Annotated in this window: 23 protein-coding genes and 1 riboswitch; of the genes, 7 read left to right on the top strand and 16 right to left on the bottom strand. The window is 69.9% G+C overall.

All coding sequences use genetic code 11. The features are described from left to right. Positions 1 to 91 precede the first annotated feature (91 nt). The 5 genes from dapC to SK224_RS06745 are packed head-to-tail and all read right to left on the bottom strand — an operon-like array spanning position 92 to position 2,964. Positions 92 to 1,204 (bottom strand): succinyldiaminopimelate transaminase, encoded by a 1,113-nt coding sequence (gene dapC, locus SK224_RS06765; protein ID WP_320433990.1) that lies wholly within the window; start codon positions 1,202 to 1,204, stop codon positions 92 to 94. A gap of 8 nt (positions 1,205 to 1,212) precedes the next feature. Continuing rightward, on the bottom strand, positions 1,213 to 1,533 hold the full coding sequence (gene fdxA / locus SK224_RS06760; RefSeq protein WP_137417408.1) for a ferredoxin: 321 nt from the start codon (positions 1,531 to 1,533) through the stop codon (positions 1,213 to 1,215). A 9-nt stretch (positions 1,534 to 1,542) separates the two neighbouring features. Continuing rightward, positions 1,543 to 1,920 (bottom strand): DUF6113 family protein, encoded by a 378-nt coding sequence (locus tag SK224_RS06755; protein ID WP_320433989.1) that lies wholly within the window; start codon positions 1,918 to 1,920, stop codon positions 1,543 to 1,545. A gap of 34 nt (positions 1,921 to 1,954) precedes the next feature. Then, complete coding sequence (locus SK224_RS06750; RefSeq protein ID WP_320433988.1) at positions 1,955 to 2,269, bottom strand: AzlD domain-containing protein; 315 nt, start codon at positions 2,267 to 2,269, stop codon at positions 1,955 to 1,957. Then, the gene (locus SK224_RS06745) at positions 2,266 to 2,964 is read right to left on the bottom strand and encodes an AzlC family ABC transporter permease (RefSeq protein WP_320433987.1); all 699 of its coding nucleotides are present in this window, start codon (positions 2,962 to 2,964) and stop codon (positions 2,266 to 2,268) included. The genes SK224_RS06750 and SK224_RS06745 overlap by 4 nt, the downstream gene beginning before the upstream one ends. Positions 2,965 to 3,028: 64 nt before the next feature. Between SK224_RS06745 and SK224_RS06740 the strand changes: the two genes are divergently transcribed. Continuing rightward, positions 3,029 to 3,577: an XRE family transcriptional regulator gene (locus tag SK224_RS06740; RefSeq protein WP_320433986.1), complete on the top strand. Its 549-nt coding sequence runs from the start codon at positions 3,029 to 3,031 to the stop codon at positions 3,575 to 3,577. A gap of 7 nt (positions 3,578 to 3,584) precedes the next feature. Here SK224_RS06740 and typA read toward each other — a convergent pair whose 3' ends face one another. The 7 genes from typA to SK224_RS06705 form a co-directional block, all read right to left on the bottom strand. Continuing rightward, positions 3,585 to 5,498, bottom strand: a complete 1,914-nt coding sequence (typA, locus tag SK224_RS06735; RefSeq protein WP_243227493.1) for a translational GTPase TypA — start codon at positions 5,496 to 5,498, stop codon at positions 3,585 to 3,587. Between the two features lie 76 nt (positions 5,499 to 5,574). After that, a complete protein-coding gene (locus tag SK224_RS06730; RefSeq protein ID WP_320433985.1) occupies positions 5,575 to 6,015 on the bottom strand; it encodes a PH domain-containing protein in 441 nt (146 codons plus the stop codon). A gap of 101 nt (positions 6,016 to 6,116) precedes the next feature. Next, positions 6,117 to 7,787 carry an ABC transporter ATP-binding protein gene (locus SK224_RS06725; RefSeq protein WP_320433984.1) on the bottom strand — a complete coding sequence of 557 codons (1,671 nt, stop codon included), beginning with the start codon at positions 7,785 to 7,787 and terminating at the stop codon, positions 6,117 to 6,119. Then, positions 7,784 to 8,734 carry an ABC transporter permease gene (locus tag SK224_RS06720; protein WP_320433983.1) on the bottom strand — a complete coding sequence of 317 codons (951 nt, stop codon included), beginning with the start codon at positions 8,732 to 8,734 and terminating at the stop codon, positions 7,784 to 7,786. Before SK224_RS06720 ends, SK224_RS06725 begins: the two co-directional genes overlap by 4 nt. Next, positions 8,724 to 9,653 carry an ABC transporter permease gene (locus tag SK224_RS06715; protein ID WP_307324540.1) on the bottom strand — a complete coding sequence of 310 codons (930 nt, stop codon included), beginning with the start codon at positions 9,651 to 9,653 and terminating at the stop codon, positions 8,724 to 8,726. The genes SK224_RS06720 and SK224_RS06715 overlap by 11 nt, the downstream gene beginning before the upstream one ends. 171 nt (positions 9,654 to 9,824) lie before the next feature. Then, positions 9,825 to 11,447, bottom strand: coding sequence for an ABC transporter substrate-binding protein (locus tag SK224_RS06710; RefSeq protein ID WP_320433982.1), 1,623 nt, complete (start codon positions 11,445 to 11,447; stop codon positions 9,825 to 9,827). Between the two features lie 195 nt (positions 11,448 to 11,642). Beyond that, the gene (locus SK224_RS06705) at positions 11,643 to 13,388 is read right to left on the bottom strand and encodes an ABC transporter substrate-binding protein (RefSeq protein ID WP_320433981.1); all 1,746 of its coding nucleotides are present in this window, start codon (positions 13,386 to 13,388) and stop codon (positions 11,643 to 11,645) included. Between the two features lie 131 nt (positions 13,389 to 13,519). Here SK224_RS06705 and SK224_RS06700 point away from each other — a divergent pair, with 131 nt between their 5' ends. Then, on the top strand, positions 13,520 to 14,350 hold the full coding sequence (locus SK224_RS06700; RefSeq protein ID WP_320433980.1) for a CPBP family intramembrane glutamic endopeptidase: 831 nt from the start codon (positions 13,520 to 13,522) through the stop codon (positions 14,348 to 14,350). A gap of 262 nt (positions 14,351 to 14,612) precedes the next feature. Continuing rightward, positions 14,613 to 15,581, top strand: a complete 969-nt coding sequence (locus tag SK224_RS06695) for a hypothetical protein (protein WP_320433979.1) — start codon at positions 14,613 to 14,615, stop codon at positions 15,579 to 15,581. Positions 15,582 to 15,728: 147 nt separating this feature from the next. On the opposite strand, the gene gcvP is transcribed toward SK224_RS06695, so the two are convergent. The 4 genes from gcvP to SK224_RS06675 all read right to left on the bottom strand — a co-directional run bounded on the left by gcvP (position 15,729) and on the right by SK224_RS06675 (position 21,636). Continuing rightward, complete coding sequence (gene gcvP / locus SK224_RS06690; protein WP_413816784.1) at positions 15,729 to 18,542, bottom strand: aminomethyl-transferring glycine dehydrogenase; 2,814 nt, start codon at positions 18,540 to 18,542, stop codon at positions 15,729 to 15,731. Positions 18,543 to 18,595: 53 nt separating this feature from the next. Beyond that, positions 18,596 to 18,976, bottom strand: coding sequence for a glycine cleavage system protein GcvH (gene gcvH, locus SK224_RS06685; RefSeq protein ID WP_137417423.1), 381 nt, complete (start codon positions 18,974 to 18,976; stop codon positions 18,596 to 18,598). After that, entirely contained in the window at positions 18,973 to 20,169 is a 1,197-nt protein-coding gene (locus SK224_RS06680; RefSeq protein ID WP_320433977.1) for a glycine cleavage system aminomethyltransferase GcvT, read from the bottom strand. The genes gcvH and SK224_RS06680 overlap by 4 nt, the downstream gene beginning before the upstream one ends. Positions 20,170 to 20,301: 132 nt before the next feature. Then, positions 20,302 to 20,396, bottom strand: a riboswitch (glycine riboswitch). A 55-nt stretch (positions 20,397 to 20,451) separates the two neighbouring features. Continuing rightward, on the bottom strand, positions 20,452 to 21,636 hold the full coding sequence (locus tag SK224_RS06675; RefSeq protein WP_320433976.1) for a MarP family serine protease: 1,185 nt from the start codon (positions 21,634 to 21,636) through the stop codon (positions 20,452 to 20,454). Positions 21,637 to 21,746: 110 nt separating this feature from the next. Between SK224_RS06675 and SK224_RS06670 the strand changes: the two genes are divergently transcribed. Genes SK224_RS06670 through nadC form a run of 4 tightly spaced genes read left to right on the top strand, consistent with a single transcriptional unit; the run spans position 21,747 to position 26,198 of the window. Continuing rightward, positions 21,747 to 22,505, top strand: a complete 759-nt coding sequence (locus SK224_RS06670; RefSeq protein WP_320433975.1) for an NUDIX hydrolase — start codon at positions 21,747 to 21,749, stop codon at positions 22,503 to 22,505. After that, positions 22,502 to 23,827, top strand: a complete 1,326-nt coding sequence (gene nadA / locus SK224_RS06665) for a quinolinate synthase NadA (RefSeq protein ID WP_320433974.1) — start codon at positions 22,502 to 22,504, stop codon at positions 23,825 to 23,827. The genes SK224_RS06670 and nadA overlap by 4 nt, the downstream gene beginning before the upstream one ends. Next, a complete protein-coding gene (gene nadB, locus SK224_RS06660; protein WP_320433973.1) occupies positions 23,824 to 25,338 on the top strand; it encodes an L-aspartate oxidase in 1,515 nt (504 codons plus the stop codon). The genes nadA and nadB overlap by 4 nt, the downstream gene beginning before the upstream one ends. Beyond that, a complete protein-coding gene (gene nadC / locus SK224_RS06655) occupies positions 25,332 to 26,198 on the top strand; it encodes a carboxylating nicotinate-nucleotide diphosphorylase (RefSeq protein ID WP_320433972.1) in 867 nt (288 codons plus the stop codon). Before nadB ends, nadC begins: the two co-directional genes overlap by 7 nt. The last annotated feature ends 2 nt before the right edge of the window (positions 26,199 to 26,200 follow it).

Genomic DNA, 26,200 nt, shown 5'->3' with positions numbered 1-26,200 from the left:
CGTGTCGGCGCGCCCCTGCGATTACAGCCTAGCCGTGGCAGCGGCCTACGGTGACTGGCACCAAAGGAATATGCGATCCGTAAGAGGAAAGCTACGATCCCGCGGCGCGGAGACGCGCCGCAGCCGCGGCGATCCGCTCATCCGTCGCCGTGAGGGACAGCCGGATGTGCTGCGGATGGTGCGGTCCGTAGAAGTGCCCGGGTCCGGCCAGGATGCCGAGCTCGGCGAGGGCGGCCATGCTGTCCCACGCATCCTCGCCGCGCGTCGCCCAGAGATAGAGTCCGGCTTCGCTGCGGTCGACGCGGAAGCCCGCGGCCTCGACGGCGGGCTTCAGCACCGCCCGCCGGGCGCCGTAGCGACCCTTCTGAGCGGCGACGTGCGCGTCGTCGCCCAGCGCGGCCACCATCGCCGCCTGCACAGGGGCCGGCAGCATGAGCCCGAGGTGCTTCCGCGCCGTCAGGAGACGCGCGACGAGCGCGGGATCACCCGCGAGGAAGGCGGCACGATAACCGGCGAGGTTGGACTGCTTGCTCAGCGAGTAGACCGACAGCACACCGGACGGATCGGCGGCGACCACGGCGGGATCCAGGACCGAAGGCACGGGGGCATCAGCCCACGGCGCTTCCCATCCCAGTTCGGCGTAGCACTCGTCCGACGCGAGCACCGCGCCCAGTTCTCGCGCCCGTTCGCGGGCCCGGCGCAGCTCGGCGACGTTCCACACCCGTCCATCCGGGTTGCCGGGCGAGTTGATCCAGACGAGTTTCGTGCCCTCCGGCCACGAGGCCGGGTCATCCTCGGCCACCGCAGTCGCCCCGACCAGGCGTGCGCCGACCTCGTAGGTGGGATACGCGGCGACCGGATGCACGACGGTGTCGCCCGTGCCGAGCCCGAGCAGCAGCGGAAGCAGGGCCACCAGTTCTTTCGAGCCGACGGTCGGCAGCACGTGCGAGGGAGTGAGATGTGCGACACCCCGGCGGCGCGCGTACCAGTCGACGATCGCCTCACGCAGCGGGGGCGTCCCGACGGTCTGCGGATAGGCGTGCGCGTCGGTCGCCGCCGCGAGGGCGGCCTCGACGACCACCGGCGTGCGGTCGACGGGAGAACCGATCGAGAGATCGACGATGCCGTCGGGATGCCGACGCGCGGTCTCGGCGTACGGCGCGACGGCGTCCCAGGGGTAGTCGGCGAGGTCGGCGACGCTCATCTAGGCGTTCACTCGCCCTGGGGCGGCAGCTCGGCGATGACGGGGTGGTCCTTGTGGATCACGCCCACCTTGGCGGCGCCACCGGGCGAGCCGATGTCGTCGAAGAACTCGACATTGGCCTTGTAGTAGTCCTGCCACTCTTCCGGCAGATCGTCTTCGTAGTAGATCGCCTCGACGGGGCAGGCCGGCTCGCACGCTCCGCAGTCCACACACTCGTCGGGGTGGATGTAGAGCGAACGATCGCCCTCATAGATGCAGTCGACGGGGCATTCGTCGATGCAGGCACGATCCTTGACATCGACGCACGGAAGGGCGATCACATACGTCACGTGGTCAGTCTAGTTCGCCTCGGCTGCGCGTCGGGGCGCGCGCGGCCATGCCACCACGATGGCCGCTATCAGCGGAACGGCACCCATCCAGATGAGCGCGAGCGTCTCGTGCTCCACGGTGAACAACACCGACCCGCCCGTCGACGGCTGGGCGAACACGTACGTGATCACCATGATGCCCAGCGCCGCCGCGAGGGTCGTCCACCGGTCCCCCGTCAGCAGACGCACGGCGACCAGCAGCGCACCGGCTCCGATCACCCCGAGCAGGAGTCCGATCGGCACCGGTCCGATGAATGCCGCATGCGCGAAGGATCCGGCGGCGCCGTAGACGACCCCCACGACGAGAGCGATCGCCCAGGCGGCGATTCGAGATGCAAGCGAGCCCACCCCGGGATCCTAGTCGCCGCGGGTGGGAGTGGCCTCAGGCCGCCCAGCCCACCAGACGCAGCAGGGCCGCGACGGCGGCCGCCGCGACGACCACCACAAGGAACGGCGCGCGCAGGGCGAGAAGCCCCGCGGCGACGAGGAGCGCGGGCAGGCGAGCATCGAGCACGATCGCCTGCCCGGCCCCGAGCGCCTGCACGGCGACCAGCGCACCCAGCAGCGCCACGGTGAGCAGGTCCGCGATGCGCGCGGGCCGCGGTGCTTCGACGAAGCGCGTCGGGATGGCATATCCCACGGCTTTGAGGGCGAGGCAGATCACGGCGGCGAGCAGGACCGCGTTCCACAGCGTCACGAGGCCGCCTTCACGCCGGGCCGCTCGACCCACCCGACCACGACCGCCACGAGGGCGGCGATCAGCACGGGAACACCCGGCACGAGCACGGGCGTGAGCACGGTCGCCACCACGGCCGCGGCGATCCCGACGGCAATGGCCTGCCTGCCCACCAGCCGCGGCCACAACAGCGCGAGGAAGGCCGCTGCGGCCGCCGCATCCAGTCCGTACGCACGCGGGTCGCCCAGGACGTCGCCCAGCAGTGCGCCCGCCAGCGTGGAGATGTTCCAGCCGACATAGATGCCGACACCCGTGACCCAGAAGCCGAGAGACCGCGCCCGCGCGTCGGTCTGTGCGAGCGAGACGGCGGTCGACTCATCGATCGTGAATCCCGCAGCGGCCATCTTGCGCCACACCCCGTCGAACTGCGGCGACAGCCGCATGCCGTACGCGACGTTGCGCACCCCGAGAAGTGCTGCGGAGGCGATCGCCGCGGGCGCGGCGGCGATCCCGCCGGCGGCGATCACGCCGACGAAGGCGAACTGCGATCCCCCGGTGAACATGAGCAGGCTCAGAACGCACGTCTGCCAGACATCCAGGCCCGCAGCGACCGAGAGGGCGCCGAAGGAGATGCCGTACGCACTGGTGGCCAGGGCGACCGCAAGGCCCTGCCGCACCGCCCGGCGGCCGGGGTCCGGCATGGTGTGCGCGTCCATCACCACATGATGTCCGCCGGATCGGCGTTCGTCAAACCGAACAATCGTGCGCCATACTGAACACATGGAGGCCATCGGTCCACGCATCGCCCGGTCGCTCCGTCGCGAGAGGGAACGCGCGGGGATGAGCATCTCCGAGCTGGCCCGTCGGGCCGGAGTGGGAAAGGCCACGATCTCACAACTCGAGTCGGGTACGGGCAACCCCAGCGTGGAGACGCTCTGGGCGATCGCGACGGCTCTGGGCGTGCCGTTCGCCGTGTTCGTCGAAGAGCCCGACGACGGGATGCACCTCATCCGCGCGGGCTCGGACGAGGGTGTTCGCGCGGCCGACTCGGCCTACAGCGCCCTGTTGCTCGCGGCGGGCTCGCCGCACTCGCGCAGCGACCTCTACCTGCTGCGGGCAGAGCCGGGAGAACCCCGACGCTCGCTCCCGCATGCCTCCGGAACCGTCGAGCACGTCGTGCTGATCACGGGACGCGCCGCCGTGGGACCGGCGGACTCCCCCGTCGAGCTCTCTCCGGGCGACTACCTCCGGTATCGCGGGGACGCGCCTCACGTCTTCGAGGCGCTCTCCCGCGATACCAGCGCGGTCCTCGTCTCCGAGGTCCGCTGAGTTCGACTCAGGCGTTGGCGTCCTGGCGCTTCAGCCGGGATGCGGCGCGGCCTCGCTCGGTCGCGTCGAGCACGACCTTGCGGATGCGCACCTTCTCGGGGGTGACCTCGACGCATTCGTCGTCACGGGCGAACTCGAGGGACTCCTCGAGGGTCAGCACACGCGGCGGCGTCATCGACTCGAAGGAGTCGGAGGTCGACGAACGCATGTTCGTCAGCTTCTTCTCCTTGGTGATGTTGACGTCCATGTCGTCGGCGCGCGAGTTCTCGCCGATGACCATGCCCTCGTAGACCTCCTCGGTCGGCTGCACGAAGAAGCTCATCCGCTCCTGCAGCGCGATCATGGCGAAGGGGGTGACGACACCCTGGCGGTCGGCGACGATCGAGCCGTTCTGACGCGTCGTGATGGAGCCGGCCCAGTCGTCATAGCCGTGGGAGATCGCATTCGCGATACCCGTGCCGCGCGTGATGGTGAGGAACTCACTGCGGAAGCCGATGAGGCCGCGGGAGGGCACGACGAACTCCATGCGCACCCACCCGGTGCCGTGGTTCGTCATGTTGTCCATGCGGCCCTTGCGCGCCGCCATGAGCTGGGTGATCGCGCCGAGGTGCTCCTCCGGGGCGTCGATCGTGAGGTGCTCGAACGGCTCCTTCAGCTTGCCGTCCTCGCCGCGCTTGGTGACGACCTGGGGCTTGCCGACGGTGAGCTCGAAGCCCTCACGGCGCATGTTCTCGACGAGGATCGCCAGCGCCAACTCGCCGCGACCCTGGACCTCCCAGGCGTCGGGGCGGCCGATGTCGACGACCTTGAGCGAGACGTTGCCGATGAGCTCACGGTCGAGGCGGTCCTTCACCATGCGCGCCGTGAGCTTGTGACCCTTGACCTTGCCCATGAGCGGCGAAGTGTTCGTGCCGATCGTCATCGAGATCGCCGGGTCGTCGACCGTGATGGCCGGCAGCGGGCGGACGTCCTCGGGGTCGGCGATCGTCTCACCGATCGTGATGTCCTCGAATCCGGCGATGGCGACGATGTCACCGGGGCCGGCGGACTCGGCCGGGAAGCGCTCGAGCGCCTTGGTCTTGAGCAGCTCCGTCACGCGCGCGTTGGAGTGCGAACCGTCGTGGCGGACCCAGGCGACGGTCTGGCCCTTCTTCAGGGTGCCGTTGAAGACGCGCAGGAGAGCCAGGCGTCCGAGGAACGGGCTGGAGTCGAGGTTGGTCACCCACGCCTGCAGCGGCGCCTCGTCGTCGTAGGACGGTGCCGGCACGTGCTCGAGGATCGCTTCGAACAGCGGCTCGAGGTCTTCGTTGTCGGGCAACGATCCGTTCTCGGGACGCGTGCGCGACGCAGCGCCGGCGCGACCGGATGCGTAGACCACAGGAACGTCCAGCAGGGCGTCGACATCGAGGTCGGGGACGTCGTCCTGCAGGTCGGATGCCAGACCCAGCAGGAGGTCGTGAGCCTCTTCCTCCACCTCGGCGATGCGCGCGTCGGGGCGGTCGGTCTTGTTCACGAGCAGGATGACCGGCAGCTTCGCCTCGAGCGCCTTGCGCAGCACGAAGCGGGTCTGGGGAAGCGGGCCCTCGGATGCGTCGACGAGCAGCACGACGCCGTCCACCATCGACAGGCCGCGCTCCACCTCGCCGCCGAAGTCGGCGTGGCCCGGGGTGTCGATCACGTTGATCGTGATCGGAGTGTCGGTGTGGATGCCGTTGTACGTGATCGCCGTGTTCTTGGCGAGGATCGTGATGCCCTTCTCACGCTCCAGGTCGTTGGAGTCCATGGCGCGCTCTTCGACGTGCGCGTGTTCACCGAACGAGCCCGTCTGACGGAGCATGGCATCGACGAGAGTCGTCTTGCCGTGGTCGACGTGGGCGACGATCGCGACATTACGCAGATCGGAGCGGAGGGCGCGCGCCATACAGGTTTCCTTGCAGTGAGGGAGGGTGACCCGGGACTCCGGGCCCCTCAGTCTACCGCAGGCGGCTGTGAGACGGTCAGCCGGCCCCGACGACCGCGACAGCGATGCCCGCCCAGACCACCAGCGCGATGAGCGCCACGAGCGCCGGAAGGTCCCACATCCGCCGCACCGGGGCAGGCACGGCAGTGGGCTCGAGCGCCGACTGCCAGTCGTCGATGATGCGCTCGGCGTCTCGCGAGCCGGCCGTGGAACGATCGCCGGCCGAGGACCGGCGGGCACCGCTGCGGGCGGAGACCGGTCCCCCATAGCAGGTGAGAGTGCGCCCCTCGGTCGTCTCGATCACGAGCTGGTAGCGCATACGGATCTCGGCGATCGCGGAGAACGGGATACGGGTGATGCGCAGGAAGTTCTGCACCCGAAGTCCGTCTGCGGAGCTGGTCACGCTGGAGGCGAAGATGCCGACGTAGATCCCCCACACCGCGAGCAGGATCCACGGGGCGAGCAGGAGCGCGCTCACGATTCCGGCGCGGATCAGTGCGTCGCCGAGGAGGAAGGCGGCGGCGACCGCCGAGACGATGATCCCGACGGTCGCCGAGGTCGACCGGTAGACGGTGCGGTTCAGTTGCCGCCTCCGAGGGGAATGGTCGCGCCGGGGATGGCGTCCAGCAGGCGGCGCGTGTACTCCTCGGCCGGGTTGGCGAAGATCTCGTCGACCGTGCCCTGCTCCACGATGCGCCCCCGCTCCATGACCGCGACCATGTCCGCGGCCACGCGCACGACGGCGAGGTCGTGCGTGATGAAGAGGTAGGTCAGCTCGAGCTCCGACTGCAGCTCGGCGAGCAGCTGCAGGATCTGGTCCTGCACCAGCACGTCGAGGGCCGAGACCGCCTCGTCGAGCACGACGATGTCGGGCTTGAGCGCGAGCGCGCGGGCGATGGCCACACGCTGGCGCTGACCGCCGGAGAGCTCGTTTGGGTAACGGGTCGCCAGCTCCTGCGGGAGAGAGACCTGGTCGAGCAGCTCACGCACACGCTTACGGCGGGAGGCGTTGTCGCCGACCTTGTGGATCTCCATCGGCTCGGCGATCGTGTTGCCGATGTTACGGAGCGGGTCGAGCGAGCCGTACGGGTCCTGGAACACCGGCTGCATCCGACGACGAAGCGCGAAGGCCTCCCGGTTCGAGAGCTTCTCGATGTTGGTGCCGTCGATCTCGATGGATCCCGCGGTCGGGTCCTCGAGCTTCAGCACCATCTTCGCGACCGTGGACTTGCCCGATCCGGACTCGCCCACCAGGGCGAGCGTCTTGCCGCGCGGGATCTCGAACGAGACCCCGTCGACGGCACGGAAGGCTTCGCTGCGGAAGCCGCCCTGGCGGATCTTGTACTCCTTGGTCAGATCCGTCACGCGGATCGCGGGAGCCAGACCCTCGATGTCATCGGTCGTCTCGATGCCCCGGCTCTCCGCACGCGCCTGGATGCGCTGCGAGGCGAGCGAGGGAGCTGCCGCCACGAGGCGCTGCGTGTAGGGATGCAGCGGGTTCTGGAGGATCTCACGGCTGGGGCCGGACTCGACGATCTCGCCGTTCTGCATGACGATGATCTTCTCGGCGCGCTCGGCCGCAAGGCCCAGGTCGTGCGTGATCAGCAGCACCGAGGTGCCCTTCTCCCGCGTGAGCTTGGCCATGTGGTCGAGGATGACGCGCTGGACCGTGACGTCCAGTGCAGACGTCGGCTCGTCGGCGATCAGCAGCTTCGGGTCGGCAGCGAGGCCGATGCCGATCAGCGCACGCTGACGCATGCCGCCCGAGAACTGGTGCGGGTACTGGTGCAGGCGCTTGGCCGCATCCGCGAGTCCGGCCTGCTGCAGCACCTCGATCGCCCGCTGGGTGACCTCTTTGCGACCGGTGGCGATGCCGTTCGCACGGATCGCCTCCTTGACCTGGAAGCCGATCGACCACACCGGGTTGAGGTTCGACATCGGGTCCTGCGGCACGTAGCCGATCTCCCGGCCGCGCAGGCGTTCCATCTGCGTGCGACTGAGGCCGGTCAGCTCGCGTCCGTCGAGCGTGATGCTTCCCTGCGTGACGTGCCCGGTGCCCGGCAGCAGGTTCACGACCGCGGAGGCGGTGGTGGACTTGCCCGAGCCGGACTCGCCCACGATCGCGACCGTCTCACCGGGGAACACATCGAGGTTCACACCGTGAAGCACCTCTCGGCTGCCCGACTGGGTGTCGAAGGCGACGCGAAGGTTGCGGATGCTGAGCAACGGGGTTGCGGCGTTCTCGCTCATCGGCGGGCCCTCGCTCTCGGGTCGAGGGCGTCGCGGATCAGCTCGCCCAGGAGAATGAACGCGAGGACGGTGAGCGTCAGCGCGATCGACGGGTAGATGAGCGCCATGGGAGCGATGCGCAACGACTGCTGCGCCTCGGAGATGTCACGACCCCACGACATGACCTCGGGGCCGAGGCCGACACCCAGGAACGCCAGCGTCGCCTCTGCGACGATGGCCGCCGCCAGGCTCAGGGTCGAGATGACCAGCAGCGGCGCGATCGCGTTGGGCACGACGTGCGAGACCATCGTGCGGAAACGCGACTGCCCGAGTGCCCGGGATGCGGTCACGAAGTCCGCCTGCCGAACCCTCAGCACCTCGGCGCGCACGACGCGAGCGGTCGAGGCCCACGCGAACCCGCCGATCGCGAACGCAAGGGTGAAGACGTTGCGGAAGTCCGCGAAAACGCTCATCACGACGACCGCGGCCAGGATGTAGGGGATCGAGAAGAAGATGTCACCGATGCGGGAGAGCAGCGAGTCGAGCCATCCGCCGTAGAAGCCGGCCAGCGCGCCCATGATCAGACCGATCGAGGAGCCGATGAGCGTCGAGAGCAGACCGACCGACAGCGACGTGCGGGATCCCCACACGATGCGCGCGTAGATGTCGCACCCCTGGAACGTGAATCCCAGCGGGTGGCCGGCGGCCGGGCCGCCGTTGCTGTTGGACAGCTGGCAGTTGTCGTTGGGCGGCGTCTGGGTGAACAGCGTCGGCCACACGGCCATCAACAGGATGAAGGCGACGACGGCGAGCGAGATCCAGAAGGTGGGGCGCTTGCGCAGGTCGCGCCACGCGTCCCGCCAGAGGCTGGAAGGCTTCTCGTCGGCGATGCGGACGGCATCGACCGTCAGCGACGCGTCCTTGACCTCGGCGACGTAATGCGTCGGTAGTTCGGAGTTACTTGACATAGCGGATCCTCGGGTCGAGCAGACCGTAGAGCAGGTCGATCACCAGGTTGACGAGAACGTAGATGATCACGAAGACGGTGACGAACGACACGATCGTCGGACCCTCGTGGCGCAGCGTCGCCTGGAAGAGCGTGTTGCCGACGCCGGGGACGTTGAAGATGGCCTCGGTGACGGTGGCACCCACCAGCAGGACACCGAAGTTGGTGGCCGAGTTGGTGATGACCGGGATGAGCGAGTTGCGCAGCACGTGCACGGGGATGACGCGTCGGCGCGGCAGGCCCTTGCTGTACGCGGTGCGCACCCAATCCTGGTTGAGTGTGTCGATGACCGAGCCGCGCATCAGTCGCATGCTCGTGGCGTAGAGGCTGAATCCCAGCACCAATGCCGGCAGCCACAGGTCGCCCCAGTTGTTGTTCCCGCCGACGGTCGGCTTGAACCAGCCGAACTGAAGAGCGAGGAAGTACTGCGCGAGGAAGGCCAGGACGAAGATCGGCATCGCGACGAACAGCAGCGAGATGACAAGCGCGACGTTGTCGAAGATCTTGCCCTTACGCAGGGCCGAGATGGTGCCGATGATGATGGCGAGCGAGAACTCGATGGCGATGGCCATCACCGCGAGCCGACCGGTCACCGGCAGCGTTCGGGCGAGGACGTCATTGACCGATTGGCCCGAGAACGTGTTGCCCAGGTCTCCCTGGAAGATGCCGGTGATGTAGTAAAAGTACTGCACGATGAACGGTTCGTTCAGGTGGTACTGCGCCTCGAGTGCGTCGATGACCGACTGGCTCGGCGTCTTGTCGCCGAACAGAGCCAGGATCGGGTTTCCCGGCATCGCGAAGACGAGGAAATAGATGAGCAGTGTGGATCCCAGGAACACCGGGATCACCTGCAGGATGCGTCTGAGGATGTAAGCGAGCATCCTCTCTCCCTCCGAGAAAGTGGCCGAGGAGTATCCTCGCACGATCGGCGCAAGAACCCCCCGCCCGACGAGAGACCGGCGCCCGCGGGGTGACGCGGACGCAGGTCTCTGGACAGGCCGCGAGGCGGTGACGGGATCGTCACCGCCTCGCGGTCGCGATCAGAAGAGCTATCAGCCCTTCGTGATCTGGTAGTACAGCGGAACCGAGTTCCAGCCGAACACGACGTTCTGAACCGTGTCAGCGTACCCGCCGTTGACGTTCGAGTACCACAGCGGGATGGCGGGGAGGTCCTTCAGCAGGATCTCCTGAGCCTTCTCGTAGTCGGCCGTGGCCGCGTCGGTGCTGTCAGCAGCCGCGCCGGAGGCGAGGAGCTTGTCGAACTCGGGGTTCGAGTAGTCGCCGTCGTTCGAGCTTGCGCCGGTCTGGTACAGCGGGGCGAGGAAGTTGTACAGACCGGGGTAGTCGGCCTGCCAACCGGTGCGGAACGCCGTGGTGATCGTGCGGTTGGTCACCTCGGTGCGCAGCGAGGCGAAGTCGACGAACGGAGCGCCGGACGCGTCGATGCCGAGCGTGTTCTTGATCGAGTTCGTGGTCGCGTCGACCCAGGCCTGGTGGCCGCCGTCGGAGTTGTACGCGATCTGGAACGTGCCGCTCCACGGCGAGATCTTGTCGGCCTCGGCCCACAGTTCCTTCGCCTTGTCCTGGTTGTACTTCAGGACGTCAGCACCCTCGAGCGAGTCGGACCATCCGCCGATGACCGGCGACGAGAAGTCGCTGGCCGGCGTACGCGTGCCGTTGAAGATGGTCTTCGTGATCGCGTCGCGGTCGATCGCGAGCGAAAGCGCCTCGCGACGCAGCTGACCCTCTTCGCCCGAGAAGTGCGCGAGGCTCTCCGGGATCGTGAACGACTGGAAGATGGCGGCGGGCTGGTTGACCGCGCGCTCGCCCAGGTCGGACTCGAAGGTCGCCTGTGCGCTGGTGGGGATCGCGTCGAGGACGTCGAGGTTGCCCGACTGGAGGTCGGCGTAGGCGCCGTCCAGGTTGGCGTAGAAGACGATGTCCAGGCCACCGTTCTTGGCCTCGCGGCCACCGGTGTAGGCGTCGTTCTTCACGAGGTTGATCTCGACGTCGTGCTGCCACGCGCCCTCGCCGGCCAGCTTGTAGGGGCCGTTGCCGATGGGGTTCTCGCCGAAGGCGGCGGGGTCCTCGAAGGCGACCTCGGGAAGCGGGTAGTAGGCCGAGTAACCGAGGCGCTGCACGAAGTCGGCGGCGACAGGGTTGGAGAGCTTGATCGTGAAGGTCGTGTCGTCGACCTTCGTCAGACCGGTGAGCTCGGAGTCGGTCTCCTCGCTGTAGCCCTCGATGTCGGAGAACCAGGAAGCGTTCTTCTGAGCGTTCGACTTCAGCGCGCCGTAGTTCCAGGCCTTGATGAAGCTGTCGGCGGTGACGGCCTCGTCGTTGCTGAACTTCTGGCCCTCCTTGAGCTTCACCGTGATGGTGTTGGCGTCGTCGACGGTGATCGAGTCGGCGACATCGTTGACGATGTTGCCTTCGCCGTCGTAGTAGGCCAGGCCCGCGTAGATCGAGTCGACGATCTTGCCGCCGCCGGTCTCGTTCGTGTTGGCCGGGAAGAGCGGGTTCTCCGGCTCCGAACCGTTGACCTTGATGATGGCCCCGGCGTCGCCACCGGTAGACGTCGGCTCGTCCGAGCCGCCACTCGCGCAGCCGGCGAGGGCGAGAGCCCCGATACCGGCCAGCGCCACGCTCGCGAGAGCGATCTTGCTGCGCTTCACTATTCCTCCTGGAAAAGGGATGATGCAGACACGACGAGCTGTGAGAGCATCGTGCCGCGGATACCGAAACACTAAGCACGACCCACTGCTTGGTCAAAACGACCGCGCGAATAGTTACACACCCTTAACGAACCCGCTCGTGAACCGAGCAGATTGCTCAAGCCCCGCGAGGACAGCCTGCCGCGCGGGCCGGAACTATTCCTGGTTCGCTATCGGAGCATCGGACGAGGGCTGCCATGTCGCGAAAGTGGCGAGGATGCGGTCGCCCGACACCTCGGCCGGAGGCGCCGCGAGCGCGTCGGACCACACCGTGAGCTGCGGCACCGCGAACAGCGGCAGCGCCCACGCCTCATCGGACACGGCTTCATCCAGTCGGGACAGAAGCTCATCGCGCTGCGTGCGGTCCAGGGCAGAGGACGCGTCGACGACCAGGGCGTCGACCTCCTCGTCGCTCCAGCCGTACACGTTCTGCGCCGCCGCTGTATGGAACACCGTTGCCGCCCCCACGGTTGCCGCGGGGTCGGGACTCCAGGCGAACAGGGCGGCGTCGTACGCGTCCGGCTGGTCACGCAGCACACGCATCCAGTCGGACGAGGAGACATCGACGAGGGTGACGCCCGCACGGGACGCGGACTCCGACATGAGGGCGAACTCCGCGGCCCGGCGCGCGTCACCCGCCGGGTAGAGCACACGAACGGTCAGTCCGGCCACATCCGTCGCTTGCGGGGTCGCCCCTTCGGGCGTCGACGAGGGCGACGCGGCGGGTAGCGGCCCCCCGGCGCGGATCATGCCCTGCCGCAGGGGCGCGTCGGCGAGCAGCGGGTGCACGAGGTCGTCCAGCATCTGCTCTCGCGGAACCGTGGTCAGGAACGCGGTGCGGGCGCGGTGCGCGCGATCCGCATCCCCGCCGTAGGACGCGGGGTCGAACACTCCCCCGCCCGCTGTCTGCAGATCCAAGTGGTCGAAGGCATCCCCCGCTGACACACGGGAGCCGCCTGCAGCGGCCGCTGCATCGACGAGGTCCTCGTCGGCCGGCGCGGCGGCGAGATCCACTGCCCCGCCGGCAACGGCCGCGACGCGTTCGGCCGGGTCCTGGATCGCGCGCACCCGCACCCGCTCGACGCGCGCGACACTGGGACGCTCGGCGGCGGCGAGATCGATCGATCGGCCGTCGTCGGCGATGCGCGCGATGTCGTACGCACCGGCTGTGATCCGCGCCGCATCCGGGACGTCGCCGTCGAGACGGAAGTCCTCACGGAAGGCGAGCGAGATGGGCGCGAGCCAGTCCAGGTCGCCGGTCCGGACGGCATCCGTGAACGCGGTCTTCGCCGCCGCCGCATCCTCGTAGCGCCCCGGGTAGGCGAGTTCGACCAGCGCGTGAGCGGCGACGGGCGGCGCGTCGAAGGCGATCTGCCAGTCCGCGTAGGGCGTGTCGTAGACGAGGGTCACGCTGCGCTCGTCGTCGCCGATCTCGGGCACCTGCGAGACGAGGTCGAGGCCCTGGCCGGCTCCGGCGCCTGCATCCCAGCGCGTCTCGCCCGCGGCGTCCGTGCGGTGCGTCGTACGCGCCGCCCACGTGAGCAACAGGTCCGCGGCATCGACCGGCGCGCCGTCTGACCAGGTCGCCGAGGCGTCGAGCGTGTACCGGACGGTGAGCGGGTCGCGCGTGAGAACCCGGACGGTGCCGAACCGTTCGTTCGCAGAGCGGGTGCCGTCGGCCTCCCGCTGCCAGAAGCTGCCCGACGTCAGCGCCGAGAGGTCGCGATCGGCAGCGGTGTCCTGCCCCCGCACGAACGGATTGAGCGAGGTGACGGGTGCGGCGGTGGCGACGGTCAGGGACGAGCCCGGTAGGACGTGGTTCTCCTCGGCCGAGCAACCGACCACCACGCCCGCCAGTAGGCCGATCAGAGCCAGAGTGGTCACGAGCGCGCGACGCCGCATCCGTCCTCCTTCTCAGCGGCGGCCGTGATGCCGCGCGCGGTCGTATGCGTAAGCCGCAGACACCCTATGCGCGCAATCTGAGCGCTTCCGGAAGCGGGACCGGTCCGCATCCACTATGCCAAGCTGAGCGGATGACGACCCTGCCCGCGCGCGATCCGTTCTGGCGCACCGTGAGGGTCTTCGATCCGCCGCGTGCGACAGGGTTCGACCGTTCACGCGTGCGGTGGGAGATCTGGCTCGTGCTGGCCGTGACCGTCGGCAAGTCCGCGCTGTACTCGGTGCTCTCCTTCATCCGCACGCTGCAGCGCTCGCTGCAGGAGAACCAGGCGATCTCCGCGCAGCAGACGCAGCTCAACCCGGCGCGCGACACCGAAGCGCTCTGGGACGCGCTGTACCAGCTGCTCGACATCTTCTTCTCGCTCGCGCTCGTGGCACTCGTCGTGTATCTGCTCTGGGAACCGGGGACCAACGCGCTGCGACGGATCGGTCTCGACTTCCGTCGCTTCGGCGGCGATCTCGGGCTCGGCGTCGCGTTGATCGCGATCATCGGCATCCCCGGGATCGCCCTCTATGTGGCCGGACGCCTCGCGGGCATCACCGTCGGCGTCGTCGCCTCTCCGCTCGACGCGGCCTGGTACACCGTGCCGCTGCTGCTGCTCTCGGCCGCGCGCGCCGGCCTCACCGAGGAGGTCATCTTCCTCGGTTACCTCTTCGACCGCCTGCGCCGTCTCGGATGGGGCTGGTGGTCCATCATCCTCGCGACAGCGGCGCTGCGCGGCGCCTACCACGCTTACCAGGGCGTGGGTTCGGTGGTCGGCAACTTCGCGATGGGCGTCGTGTTCGGCTGGTGCTACCGGCGCTGGGGACGGGTGATGCCCCTCGTCGTCGCACACACCCTCATCGACGTGTTCGCCTTCGTGGGCTACCCCCTCGTGGCGTCCCTCTGGCCGGGGATCTTCTAGCCGCCTCGCTCTCCCCGCGCCCCTCCCTGGCCCCTGGCCCTCTCCCCGCGAGACTGCATTTCGAGCACGAGATCACGGGTAATGACAGTGATCTCGTGCTGAGAATGCAGTCTCGCGGGATCAACGCGCGGTGGGGGCGCCGTTGCCGTGGTGAGCGGGTGCCCCGACGGCCGGGCCTGCACAGCCGCGGCGGCGCGGAGTGTTGCACACGGATGCGAGAGGCGCCGCGCGCGGGAGCCGCCCATGCGCGCACGGTGGGGCGATGACCCAGCCCATTCCGTTGCGCACCGGCGCGCAGTTGCTCCCCTCTCCCGCGCCGTTGCTGCGCGCGCACGACATGCACCGCCCCGATGTCTCGCTGCGACGCGGCGACATCGTGCGCGTGCACCGCGGCGTATACGCCCCCGCGATCGCGTGGCAGGCGCTTCCGCCCTGGGATCGCTACCTCACCCGCGTGCACGCCGTGGCGCTCCTGATGCCGGATGCGGTCTTCGCGCTCGAATCGGCCGCGGCACTGCGCGGCATCCCGCTCATCGGCGAAAGCGCAGAGGTCCACGTCCTCCGCGGCGCAGACGGCACATCGCGCCAGGCCGAGAGGGTCCGCGTCCACACGCGCCAGGGCGGCGCGGAGGTCACGGGCGAGGGCGGCATACTCACGACGGGCCCCATCGAGACGGCCGTAGCGCTGGCGCGGGTGAGAAACCCTGCGCTCGGCCTGAGTGTCGCCGACGCCACGCTGCGCGCGCATCCGGACCTGACGCCGGAGATCCTCGTGGCGCACAACGAGCTCGCCCCCTCGAGCCGTGGCCGTCGGCTCGCGCGGTGGGCACTGCATCGCGCGGATCCGCGCGCCGAGACGACACTCGAATCGCTCAGCCGGGCCGTCATCGAGTGGCTGGGCTTCGCGACGCCCGAACTGCAGTGGCTGGTGCGCGGCGGCGGGGCCGTCGCCGACCGCGCCGACTTCGCCTGGCCAGACATCGGAGCCGTCGGAGAAGCCGATGGCCTCCTCAAGTACGACGGGCGCTTCGGCGATCCCGTGCGTGCGGTGCAAGACGAGAAACGGCGGGAGGACCGCATCCGTCGTCGGGTCCACGGCTTCGCACGCTGGGGGTGGGCCGACGTGCGCGAGCCGGAACGCCTCGGCGCAATCCTGGATGTGGCAGGTGTCCGTCGTGAGCGCGCACCCGATGCGCTGGCCCTGCACGCCCTCGCCCGCGTCCTACGCTGACCGCGCCCCCCCTACACGGGCGCGTTCCGTCCCGCGAGACTGCATCTTCATCACGAGATCACGGGTAAACCCAGTGATCTCGTGCTCGAAATGCAGTCTCGCGGGAGTTTGGGACGGTATTGGGCGAGGAGGAAGGGCATCCGCGCGTCAGGCGAAAGCCTCCGGGGGCGGGCAGGCGCACACGAGGTTGCGGTCGCCGTAGGCGTTGTCGATACGACGGACGGGTGGCCAGTACTTCGTGCGCACGAGCGAACCAACGGGATACACCGCCTCCTCACGCGAGTACGGATGCGTCCACTCGCCGCCGATGACCGACTGCGCGGTGTGCGGGGCGTTCACGAGCGGGTTGTCCGCTGCCGGCCAGCGCCCGGCGCCGACCTGCTCCGCCTCGGCGGCGATCTGGATCATCGCCTCGATGAAGCGCTCGATCTCGGCGAGGTCCTCCGACTCGGTGGGTTCGACCATGAGCGTGCCCGCGACGGGGAACGACATCGTCGGCGCGTGGAAGCCGTAGTCGATGAGCCGCTTGGCGACGTCGTCGACCGTGATCCCCGTGCGCTCGCGGAGGGGACGCAGATCCAAGATGCACTCGTGGGCCACCAGCCCGGCGTCGCCGGCGTACAGCACGGGGAAGTGCGCCTTCAGCCGGTGCGCGATGTAGTTCGCCGACAGCACGGCGGCACCCGTGGCCTCACCCAGCCCCGCGGCTCCCATCATCCGCACGTAGGCCCAGGAGATCGGCAGGATGGATGCGGAGCCGTAGGCCGAGGCCGACACCGGACCGCCCTCGAACACGAACCCGCCCGCGTGGTCGGCGCGCTGGGCGAGCGGGTGCGACGGGAGGTAGGGCGCGAGGTGCGCCTTCGCCGCGACGGGGCCGACGCCCGGTCCGCCACCGCCGTGCGGGATCGCGAAGGTCTTGTGCAGGTTCAGGTGCGAGACATCGCCCCCGAGATCGCCGAACCGCGCGAAGCCGAGGAGCGCGTTGAGGTTCGCGCCGTCGATGTACACCTGCCCGCCCGCATCGTGCACGGCCTGCGTGATGGCGAGCACCTCGTGCTCGTACACGCCGTGCGTGGACGGATAGGTGATCATGAGCGCGCCCAGCTCGTCGGCGTGCTGCGCGATCTTGGCGTGCAGGTCCTCGAGGTCGACGTTGCCCGCCTCGTCGCAGGCGACCACGACGACCCGCATCCCCGCGAGCACGGCGGATGCGGCGTTCGTGCCGTGCGCCGACGACGGGATGAGGCACACGGTGCGCTGCGCCTCGTCGTTCGCGAGGTGGTAGCCGCGGATCGCGAGCAGCCCCGCCAGCTCCCCCTGCGAGCCGGCGTTGGGCTGCAGCGAAACCGCGTCGTAGCCGGTGACCTCGGCGAGCCAAGTCTCGAGCTGCTCGATCAGCGCGAGAGTCCCCCGCACGTCTGCCTCAGGCGCGAAGGGATGCACGCGGGAGAACTCGGGCCACGACACCGCGGCCATCTCGGTGGCGGCGTTCAGCTTCATGGTGCACGAGCCGAGCGGGATCATGCCGCGATCGAGGGCGTAGTCGCGGTCGGCGAGCGTCTTCAGATAGCGCATCATCGCGGTCTCCGAGCGGTGCGCGTGGAAGACCGGATGCGTGAGGAACTCGTCCCGGCGGTGGAGATCGGCCGCGACGCCGGCCACGGGCACCGCCGATTCGATGTCGATCACGGTCTCGTCGGGCAGCCCGAACGCGGCTGCCACGGCGGCGATGTCGGCGGCCGTGGTCGTCTCGTCGACCGAGATCCCCACCGTCGCCTCGTCCGCGAAGAAGAGCCGGTAGCCGCGGCGGCGGGCCCGCTCGATGACGCGCTCGGCCGTGCCGGGCACGACGACGCGCAGCGTGTCGAAGAACGCGTCGTGCACGACCTCGAGCCCGCCTGCGCGCAGCGTCTCGGCGAGCGCCTGCGCCTTGCGGGCCACATCCGTCGCTATCGCACGCAGGCCCTCGGGGCCGTGGTAGACCGCGTACATAGCGGCCATCACTGCCAGCAGCACCTGCGCGGTGCAGATGTTGGAGGTGGCCTTCTCACGGCGGATGTGCTGCTCGCGCGTCTGCAGCGCGAGCCGGTAGGCGGGATTGCCCGCCGCATCCTGCGAGACGCCGACGAGGCGTCCGGGAAGCTGACGCTCGAGGCCCGCGCGCACGGCGAGGTACCCGGCGTGGGGTCCGCCGAAGCCGAGCGGGACGCCGAAACGCTGCGTGGTCCCCGCGGCGATATCGGCACCGAACGACCCCGGCGAGCGCAGAAGGGTGAGCGCGAGCAGGTCGGCCGCGACGACCACCAAACCGCCCTGGGCCTGGACGGAGGCGACCAGCTCGGTCGGATCCCACACACGGCCGCTCGCGCCCGGATACTGCACGAAGGCGCCGAACACGGCGTCGGATGCGGCGCCCGAGTCCCAGGTGCGGGTGTCGAACTCGCGGATCTCGATGCCGACCGCGGCGGCGCGATGGTGAAGCAGCGCCTTGGTCTGCGGAAGCGCGTCGGCGTCGACCAGGAAGACGTCGGACGCGGACGTCGAGGCGCGGCGCGCGACCAGCATCCCCTCGACGACGGCCGTCGCCTCGTCGAGCATGGACGCGCCCGCCGTGGCGAGGCCGGTGAGGTCGGTCACCATCGTCTGGAAGTTGATGAGCGCCTCAAGCCGGCCCTGCGAGATCTCGGGCTGGTAGGGCGTGTAGGCGGTGTACCAGGACGGGTTCTCGAAGACGTTGCGGGCGATCACCGCGGGCGTGAACGTGTCGTAGTAACCGAGGCCGATCATCGCGCGGGCCGGACGGTTCGCATCGGCGAGCGCGCGCAGCTCTGCCAGAGCCTGGGCCTCGGTGGCCGCGTCCGGGATGCTGCTGGTGGCGTGCGGGGTCGCGTGGACGGATGCGGGAACCGCCGTCCGAACCAGCGCATCGATGCTCGCGTACCCCAGCGCATCGAGCATGTGCCGCTGGGCGGCCGCATCCGTGCCGATGTGGCGTGCAGTGAAGGGAACGCTCACGCGGCGCCCTCGATGAGCGCCTCGTATCCGGCGCGGTCGAGCAGGGGTGCGCTCTCGCCGTCGAGCTCGATGCGCACGAGCCACGCGCCGTAGGGGTCGGCGTTGACGAGCGAAGGGTCGGAGTCGACCTCGCCGTTGACCTGGATGACGCGTCCGCTGAGAGGGGCGTAGAGCTCTCCGACCGACTTCGTCGACTCGATCTCGCCGCAGACCTGCCCGGCGACGACGGGCGCGTCGATCGCGGGAAGGTCCACGAAGACGACGTCGCCGAGCTGCTCGGCGGCGTAGTCGGTGATGCCGAAGGTGGCGACGCCGCCTTCGATCAGCACCCACTCGTGCTCTGCGGTGTAGGACAGCGTGGTGGGATCGACGGTCATTTCTTCCTCCGGTAGAAGGGCGGTTCGGTCACGGTCGCGGGGATTCGCGTGCCGCGTACATCGATGAACAGGTCTGTGCCGATGCGGCTCCGGTCGCGGTCGACGTAGGCGAGCGCGATCGGGCGTCCGAGAGTGGGGCTGAGCGCGCCGCTCGTGACTTCGCCGACCACGCCGCCTTCGGTGTCGAGGACCCGATAGCCCGCGCGCCCCGCGCGCTTGCCTTCGGAGACGAGGGCGACCAGAACACGCGCATCGGCCGCGGGCTCGGTGGCCCCTTTGCCGATGAAGGCGCCCTTGTCGGCGGCGACGACGCGTCCGAGGCCCGCCTGCGCGGGCCGCACGTCGCGGTTCAGCTCATGCCCGTACAGCGGCATCCCCGCTTCGAGGCGCAGGGTGTCGCGCGCGGCGAGGCCGGCGGGGATCAGACCGAAAGGCGCACCCGCTTCCAGAAGGGCGTCCCACAGCTCTCCCACCGCGCTCGCGCGCACGAGCAGCTCGACGCCGTCCTCCCCCGTGTAGCCGGTGCGCAGGATCAGCACGGACTGCCCGGCGAAGTCCGCCGCGCGCACGCTGTAGTAGCCGAGGTCGTCGAAGCTCCACGGCGTCGGCGCATCGCCCTGGCGCCGAGCGGGTTCGGCGAGTTCCAGCCCCGGCAGCGCCTCGAGCACCGCGATCGCCGCCGGCCCCTGGAGGGCCAGCAGTGCCGACTCGTCCGACACATCCTCGACGGTGACGTGCACGCCCGCCATGAAGCCGAACGATCCGTCGGCGGCCACGGCGGGAGCGGGCGGCGTGAAGGATGAGCGCGCGTCGCCCAGCGCCACGGCCACCGCATCGTGGTTGCCTGCGTTGGCGATCACGATGAACCAGTCGTCGGCGAGACGGTAGACGATGACGTCGTCGACGATGCCGCCGTCTGCGGCGAGCACGAGCGAGTACTTCGCCTTTCCGAGCCGCATGCTCGAGTGCTGTGCGGCGAGCGCGTAGTCGAGGAAGGCCCCCGCGTGTGCGCCGGTCACGAGGAACTCCGCCATGTGCGAGATGTCGAAGAGACCCGCGGTTTCGCGCACGGCACGATGCTCGGCGAGATCGGACCCGTAGCGCACGGGCATGAGCCATCCCCCGAAGTCGGTGAAGGCGGCTCCGGCCGCCTCGTGGCGGTCTCGGAGCGGGGTGGAGCGACGATCGGTCATGAGTTCTCCCGGTGGATGCGGGTAGGCGAGGGCCTGAGAACTCCCCCTCTGTCATGGGCCTGAGAGTTTCGAACGCGCGGAGCGCGATCTTTCACCGTCGGCGGATCCGCGAGGATCGCTTTTCAGAGTCGCCCGACCGGGGCGGTACGCGTACCTGAGAGATTGGCGGGGAGGCTTGCTCCTTCGGTGCTCGGACAAGATCTCCGAGGCTCTCCCGCACCGGTCGTGGGGCCGATATTCACGTTGTCGGGCCAGCATAGCCCGCCGCGCCCGCGCGGGCGATCAGGGCACGCAGGCGCCCGAGCCGACGGCATCCGTCAGGGTGGGCGCCGCCTGCACGAGCGGGGCGAGCTCGTTCGCGGTCGACGCGTAGCCGACCTCCGACCCGTCGTCGGCGCGCGCGAAGACGATGCCGACGACCTCGCCCGAAGCATTGAGAAGCGGTCCTCCGGAGTTGCCGGGGCGCACCGTCGCCGCCAGGGCGTAGACCTCGCGCTGATCGCGTCCCTGGTCGTAGATGTCGGGCACCGATACCACCCCGACGGTCTGCACCGTGGCGCTGCCCATCGTGAACGGGCCGCCGTACGGGTAGCCCTGCACCACGGCCGCGGCGCCGGGACCGAGATCGGCGCCCATCGGCAGCGCCGCCGCATCCAGGTCGTCCACCGCGATGAGGGCGAGGTCCGCCGTGGCGTCGACGTACACGACGCGTCCCTCGCGCGCCGCGCGCCCCGGCAGCTCCACCATCGGACGCTCGACGCCGGCGATCACGTGGGCGTTGGTCACCACGCGGTCGGGCGCCACGACGAAGCCGCTCCCGGTGAGGTTGCGTCCGCAGGAGTACGCCGTTCCGGCGATGCGCGCCACGGACTGGGCGGCCGCGCTCAGGGCCGGGTCGTCGAGGTCGACGGGCGGGGCCACCTCGCTCGGGGCGGTGAGTTCTCCGAACAGCGCCCCCAACTGCGGGAGCCCGTCGTCTAGGACGCTCGATCGCACCTGCGCCAAGGCCTCGTCGACGGGGCGCGGGGTCAGCGTGTCGATCGTGCGCAGCACTCCCGACGACGCGAGGGCGGAGGACACGAACGGGATGCCGAGGGCGGCGACGCTCTGTCCGACCAGCGAGAGCACGAGGGCCGCGACGACCGTCATCGCCCCGGCTCCCAGGACCCGATCGATCCCTCGTAGCCGGATGCGGGTGGCTCCGCGCCGCAGCGCACGGCCGAGCGCTGCGCCGAGCGATGCTCCGACCACGAGCAGCCCCACGGCGACACCGAGCGCCGCCCAGCCGCGCCAGGCGGCGTCCGGGACCCAGCGGGAAACGACAGGCACGAGCCACCACGCGGCGATCGCCCCGAGCACGAGTCCGGCGATGGTCCCGACGCTTGCCAGCAGGCCCCGCCGCCATCCCTGGATCAGCACGATCACCAGCACCACGACCAGCAGGATGTCGATCACGATCGGCGGCATGCGGTCAGCGTAAGCGGACGCGCTGACAGGGCGCCGCGAGCCCGCGGTGACGGCGACGGATTTTGCTTCTGGTCGCGATGACATTAAGATCGTCACGAGTTAAGGTCACCATGACACGAACTAGCCCCTCTCCCGACACCGCCGACGCCGAGTCCGCCGAGACGCGCGTGGCGGTGTCCACCGTGATCTTCAGCCTGCGGCGCGACGGTGACGAGAATCCCCGGCTCGTCCTGCCCCTCGTCAAACGCACCCGCGATCCGCACGAGGGCCTGTGGGCACTGCCGGGCGGTTGGCTGGACGCTGCGGAGAACCTCGATGAGGCGGCTTCTCGCACGCTCGCCGAGACGACCGGCCTCAGCGCGAGCTACCTCGAGCAGCTCTATGCGTTCGGCGACATCGGCCGCTCCCCCAGTCGCGTCGTCTCGATCGTCTACTGGGCGCTGCTGCGCTCCGACGAGGTCGACGCGCAGAGCGCCGCGCACGCGGCCGCGGGGGACGCGCCCGAGAACGTCGACTGGTTCACGGCGACCGATCTTCCGCCCCTCGCGTTCGACCACAACGCGATCGTCGACTACGCCCTGTGGCGACTGCGCAACAAGGTCGGCTACAGCCGCATCGCGCACGGCCTGCTCCCGGACGCCTTCACCCTCGCGGATCTGCGCGAGGTCAACGAGGCGATCCTGGACCGCAAGCTCGACCCCGCCAACTTCCGCCGGCAGGTCGAGAACAGCAACACCCTGATCCCCACCGAGTCGTTCCGCACCGGAAGTCACCGGCCGGCACGGCTGTACCGCTACAACCAGGACGTCGAGCTGGCCGATCGCGGCCCGCTCGGCCGCCCGCGAAGTCACGAATCGAGCACGACATGAGCACGACGCTGAGCATCCAGCCGCGTCCCATCGATCCGTCCGTCGATCACGAGATCCAGGCGATCGTCTCGGGCGCAGGATCCGGGTCCACCTGCAACACCGACCTCGCGGCGGGCCCGTGGGACTTCGACGCACGCCCCGGATACGGGCCCGGCGCCTCGATGGGCGATGTGATCCCCACCGGGTCCCCGCGTCAAGGCATGCTGCCTGCGGCCTATCGCGATGCCACTGACGACGAACTCGATGCCCGCATCCGACGCGCGAAGGAGACTCTGGGCGACCGCGTGGTCGTGCTCGGGCACTTCTACCAGCGAGAAGAGGTCGTGCGTCACGCCGACTACGTCGGCGATTCGTTCCAGCTCGCCAACGCCGCACTCGAGCACCCGAACGCCGAGGCCATCGTCTTCTGCGGCGTGCACTTCATGGCCGAGACCGCCGACCTCCTCTCGCAGCCCGAGCAAGCCGTCATCCTCCCCAACCTGGCGGCCGGATGCTCCATGGCCGACATGGCCGACATCGACCAGGTCGAGGAGTGCTGGGAGCAGCTGGAGGAGCTCTACGGCGACATGGACACCCCTGATGCCGACGGCCTCGTGCCGGTCGTACCGGTGACCTACATGAACTCGTCCGCGGCGATCAAGGGTTTCGTCGGACGCCACGGCGGCATCGTCTGCACCTCATCCAACGCGCGCACCGTGCTCGAGTGGGCCTTCGCCCGGGGCCGTCGGGTGCTGTTCTTCCCCGACCAGCACCTCGGACGCAACACCGCGAAGGCCATGGGCGTGCCGCTCGAGCAGATGCCGATGTGGAACCCGACGAAGCCGCTCGGCGGCAGCGACGAGCGGACGCTCGCCGACGCCCGCGTCATCCTCTGGCACGGCTTCTGCTCGGTGCACCGCCGCTTCACGGTCGACCAGATCGACAAGGCGCGCGCCGAGCACCCCGGCGTCCGCGTGATCGTGCACCCGGAGTGCCCGATGGCCGTCGTGGACGCCGCTGACGAGGCAGGCTCCACCGACTACATCCGCAAGGCCATCGCCGCGGCCACCGAGCCCACGACGTTCGCGATCGGCACCGAGATCAACCTGGTGCAGCGCCTCGCCGCGCAGTACCCGCAGCACGAGATCTTCTGCCTCGACCCGGTCGTCTGCCCGTGCTCGACCATGTACCGCATCCACCCCGGCTACCTCGCCTGGGTGCTGGAAGGTCTCGTCGCGGGCGAGACGCTCAACCGCATCACCGTGCCCGCCTCCGTCGCCGACCCGGCTCGTGTCGCCCTCGAGCGGATGCTGGCCGCCAAGCCCTCCGGCAGCGCGGCATGAGAGCGATCGTCGTCGGCAGCGGCATCGCCGGGCTCACGGCGGCGCTCGCGGCGGCCGAGAACGGGGCCGAGGTCGTCCTCATCACCAAAGCCGCGGCGGATGCGGGCAGCACCGCGCACGCGCAGGGCGGGATCGCCGCCGTCACCGCGGCGAGCGACTCCCCCGACGCCCACTTCGACGACACGCTCACCGCGGGCGCGGGCCTGAACGACCCGACCGCCGTGCGGGTTCTCGTCGACGCCGGCGGTGACACGATCCGTGCGCTGCTGGCCGCGGGCGTACCGTTCGACCGCGACGGCTCCGGCGAGCTGCGACGGGGCCTGGAGGCCGCCCACTCGGCACCCCGCGTGCTCCACGCCGGCGGCGATGCGACAGGGGCGGCGATCGAAGCCGCCCTGCTCGCCCGGCTCGCAGACAGCGACGTGATCGTGCGCGAACATACGTTCCTCGCCGATCTGGTTCTCGAGGCGGGAAGGGTGTCGGGCGTGGACGTGGTCGATGCGACCGGCCGACGCGAGAGGATTCCCGCAGACGCCGTCGTGCTGGCCACGGGCGGCGCGGGCCAGCTGTACGCCCACACCACGAACCCCTGGGTCGCGACCGGCGACGGCATCGCCGCCGCGATCCGCGCGGGTGCCGCCGTCGCTGACCTGGAGTTCGTGCAGTTCCACCCCACCGCCTTCGACGGCCAGAACCCGTTCCTCGTGTCCGAGGCCGTTCGAGGCGAGGGCGCCGTGCTGCGGGATGCGGCCGGCCGCCGCTTCGCGTTCGACGCGCACCCGGACGGCGAGCTCGCGCCCCGCGACGTGGTCGCTCGCGCGATCGCGCGGCAGTCCGCCGCCCAGCCCGGGATCCCCGTCGTGCTGGATGCGACGGGCCTCGGCGGCGCCGAAGCCCTCGCCGCCCGCTTCCCCACGATCGACCGTGCACTGCGCGCACGCGGGATCGATTGGTCGACGACTCCGGTGCCGGTCACCCCGGCCGCCCACTATCTGATGGGCGGGGTCCTGACCGATCTCGACGGTCGCACGAGCGTTGCCGGACTCTTCGCCGTCGGCGAGACGGCGCGCACCGGTGTCCACGGCGCGAACCGCCTGGCGTCCAACTCGCTGCTGGAGGGCGCCGTGTTCGGTGCGCGCGCGGCAGCGGCCCTGCTCGCCGATCCCGCGAGGGCGGCCGTGTTCCCCGCCACAGCACCGGCGACACCTGCCGAACCCGCGAGCGACGCGCCCGCGTTCAGCCGGGCGGGCCTGCAGCAGTTGCTCTGGGATCACGCGGGACTGGAGCGCGACGAGGCGGGTCTGGCGTACGCCGCATCCGTCATCGCTGCATGGCGCCGCGCGGCGCCCGCCACGCAGGGCGTTCCCGCGCAGGAGGACGCGAACCTCCTCCTGGTCGCCGAGCACCTCGTCGCCGCGGCACGCCGGCGCACCGTCTCGGTCGGCGCCCACTTCCGCCGCGACGGCGCACCGGTCGCCGCCGCCATCGCCCAGGAGGCCGAGGCATGCTGACATCCGCCACCATCGACCGCGTCGTCGCGGCCGCACTCGACGAGGACGCCCCCTGGGGCGACGTGACGAGCGAGACGCTCATCCCCGCGGATGCGGTCGCCACCGCATCCCTCGTCGCCCGCGAAGGCGGCGTGTTCTCCGGCGGGGCCGTCTTCGCCGCCGCCTTCCATCTGGTCGAGCCTCGAACGCGCGTCGAACTTCTCCTCGCCGACGGCGACGGGTTCGAGCCCGGCACGGCCCTGGCCACCGTCACCGGCCCCGCACGCTCCGTGCTCACGGCCGAGCGGGTGGGACTCAACTTCGTCCAGCGGATGTCGGGAATCGCGACTCTCACGGCGGCCTATGTCGCCGAAGTCGCGCACACGGGCGCGCGGATCGCCGACACCCGCAAGACCACGCCGGGGCTCCGCGCCTTCGAGCGCCACGCGGTGGTCAGCGGCGGCGGCCACAACCACCGGTTCAGCCTGTCGGACGCGGTGATGGCCAAGGACAACCACCTCGCCGTCCTCGCCGCCTCCGGCGTCCCCGTCACGCAAGCCCTGCAGGAGGCGCTGGCGCGCCTGCCGCACACGACCCACGTCGAGGTCGAGGTCGACCGCCTCGACCAGATCGACGAGGTCCTCGCCGCGGGTGTGGGCACGATCATGCTCGACAACTTCTCGATCGACGACCTACGCCGGGGCGTCGAGCAGATCGCCGGTCGCGCCATCGTCGACGCCTCCGGCGGCGTCACGCTCGACACCGTGCGCCGGATCGCGGAGACGGGTGTCGACGTGATCTCCGTCGGTGCGCTGACGCACGCGGCCCGGGGTCTCGACCTCGGTCTCGATATCGATCTGCGCCTCGCCGACCCGGTGTGAGC

The sequence above is a fragment of the Microbacterium sp. BG28 genome, from assembly GCF_034044005.1.
Lineage (GTDB): Bacteria > Actinomycetota > Actinomycetes > Actinomycetales > Microbacteriaceae > Microbacterium.
This window is presented reverse-complemented; position numbering and strand designations above follow the sequence as displayed.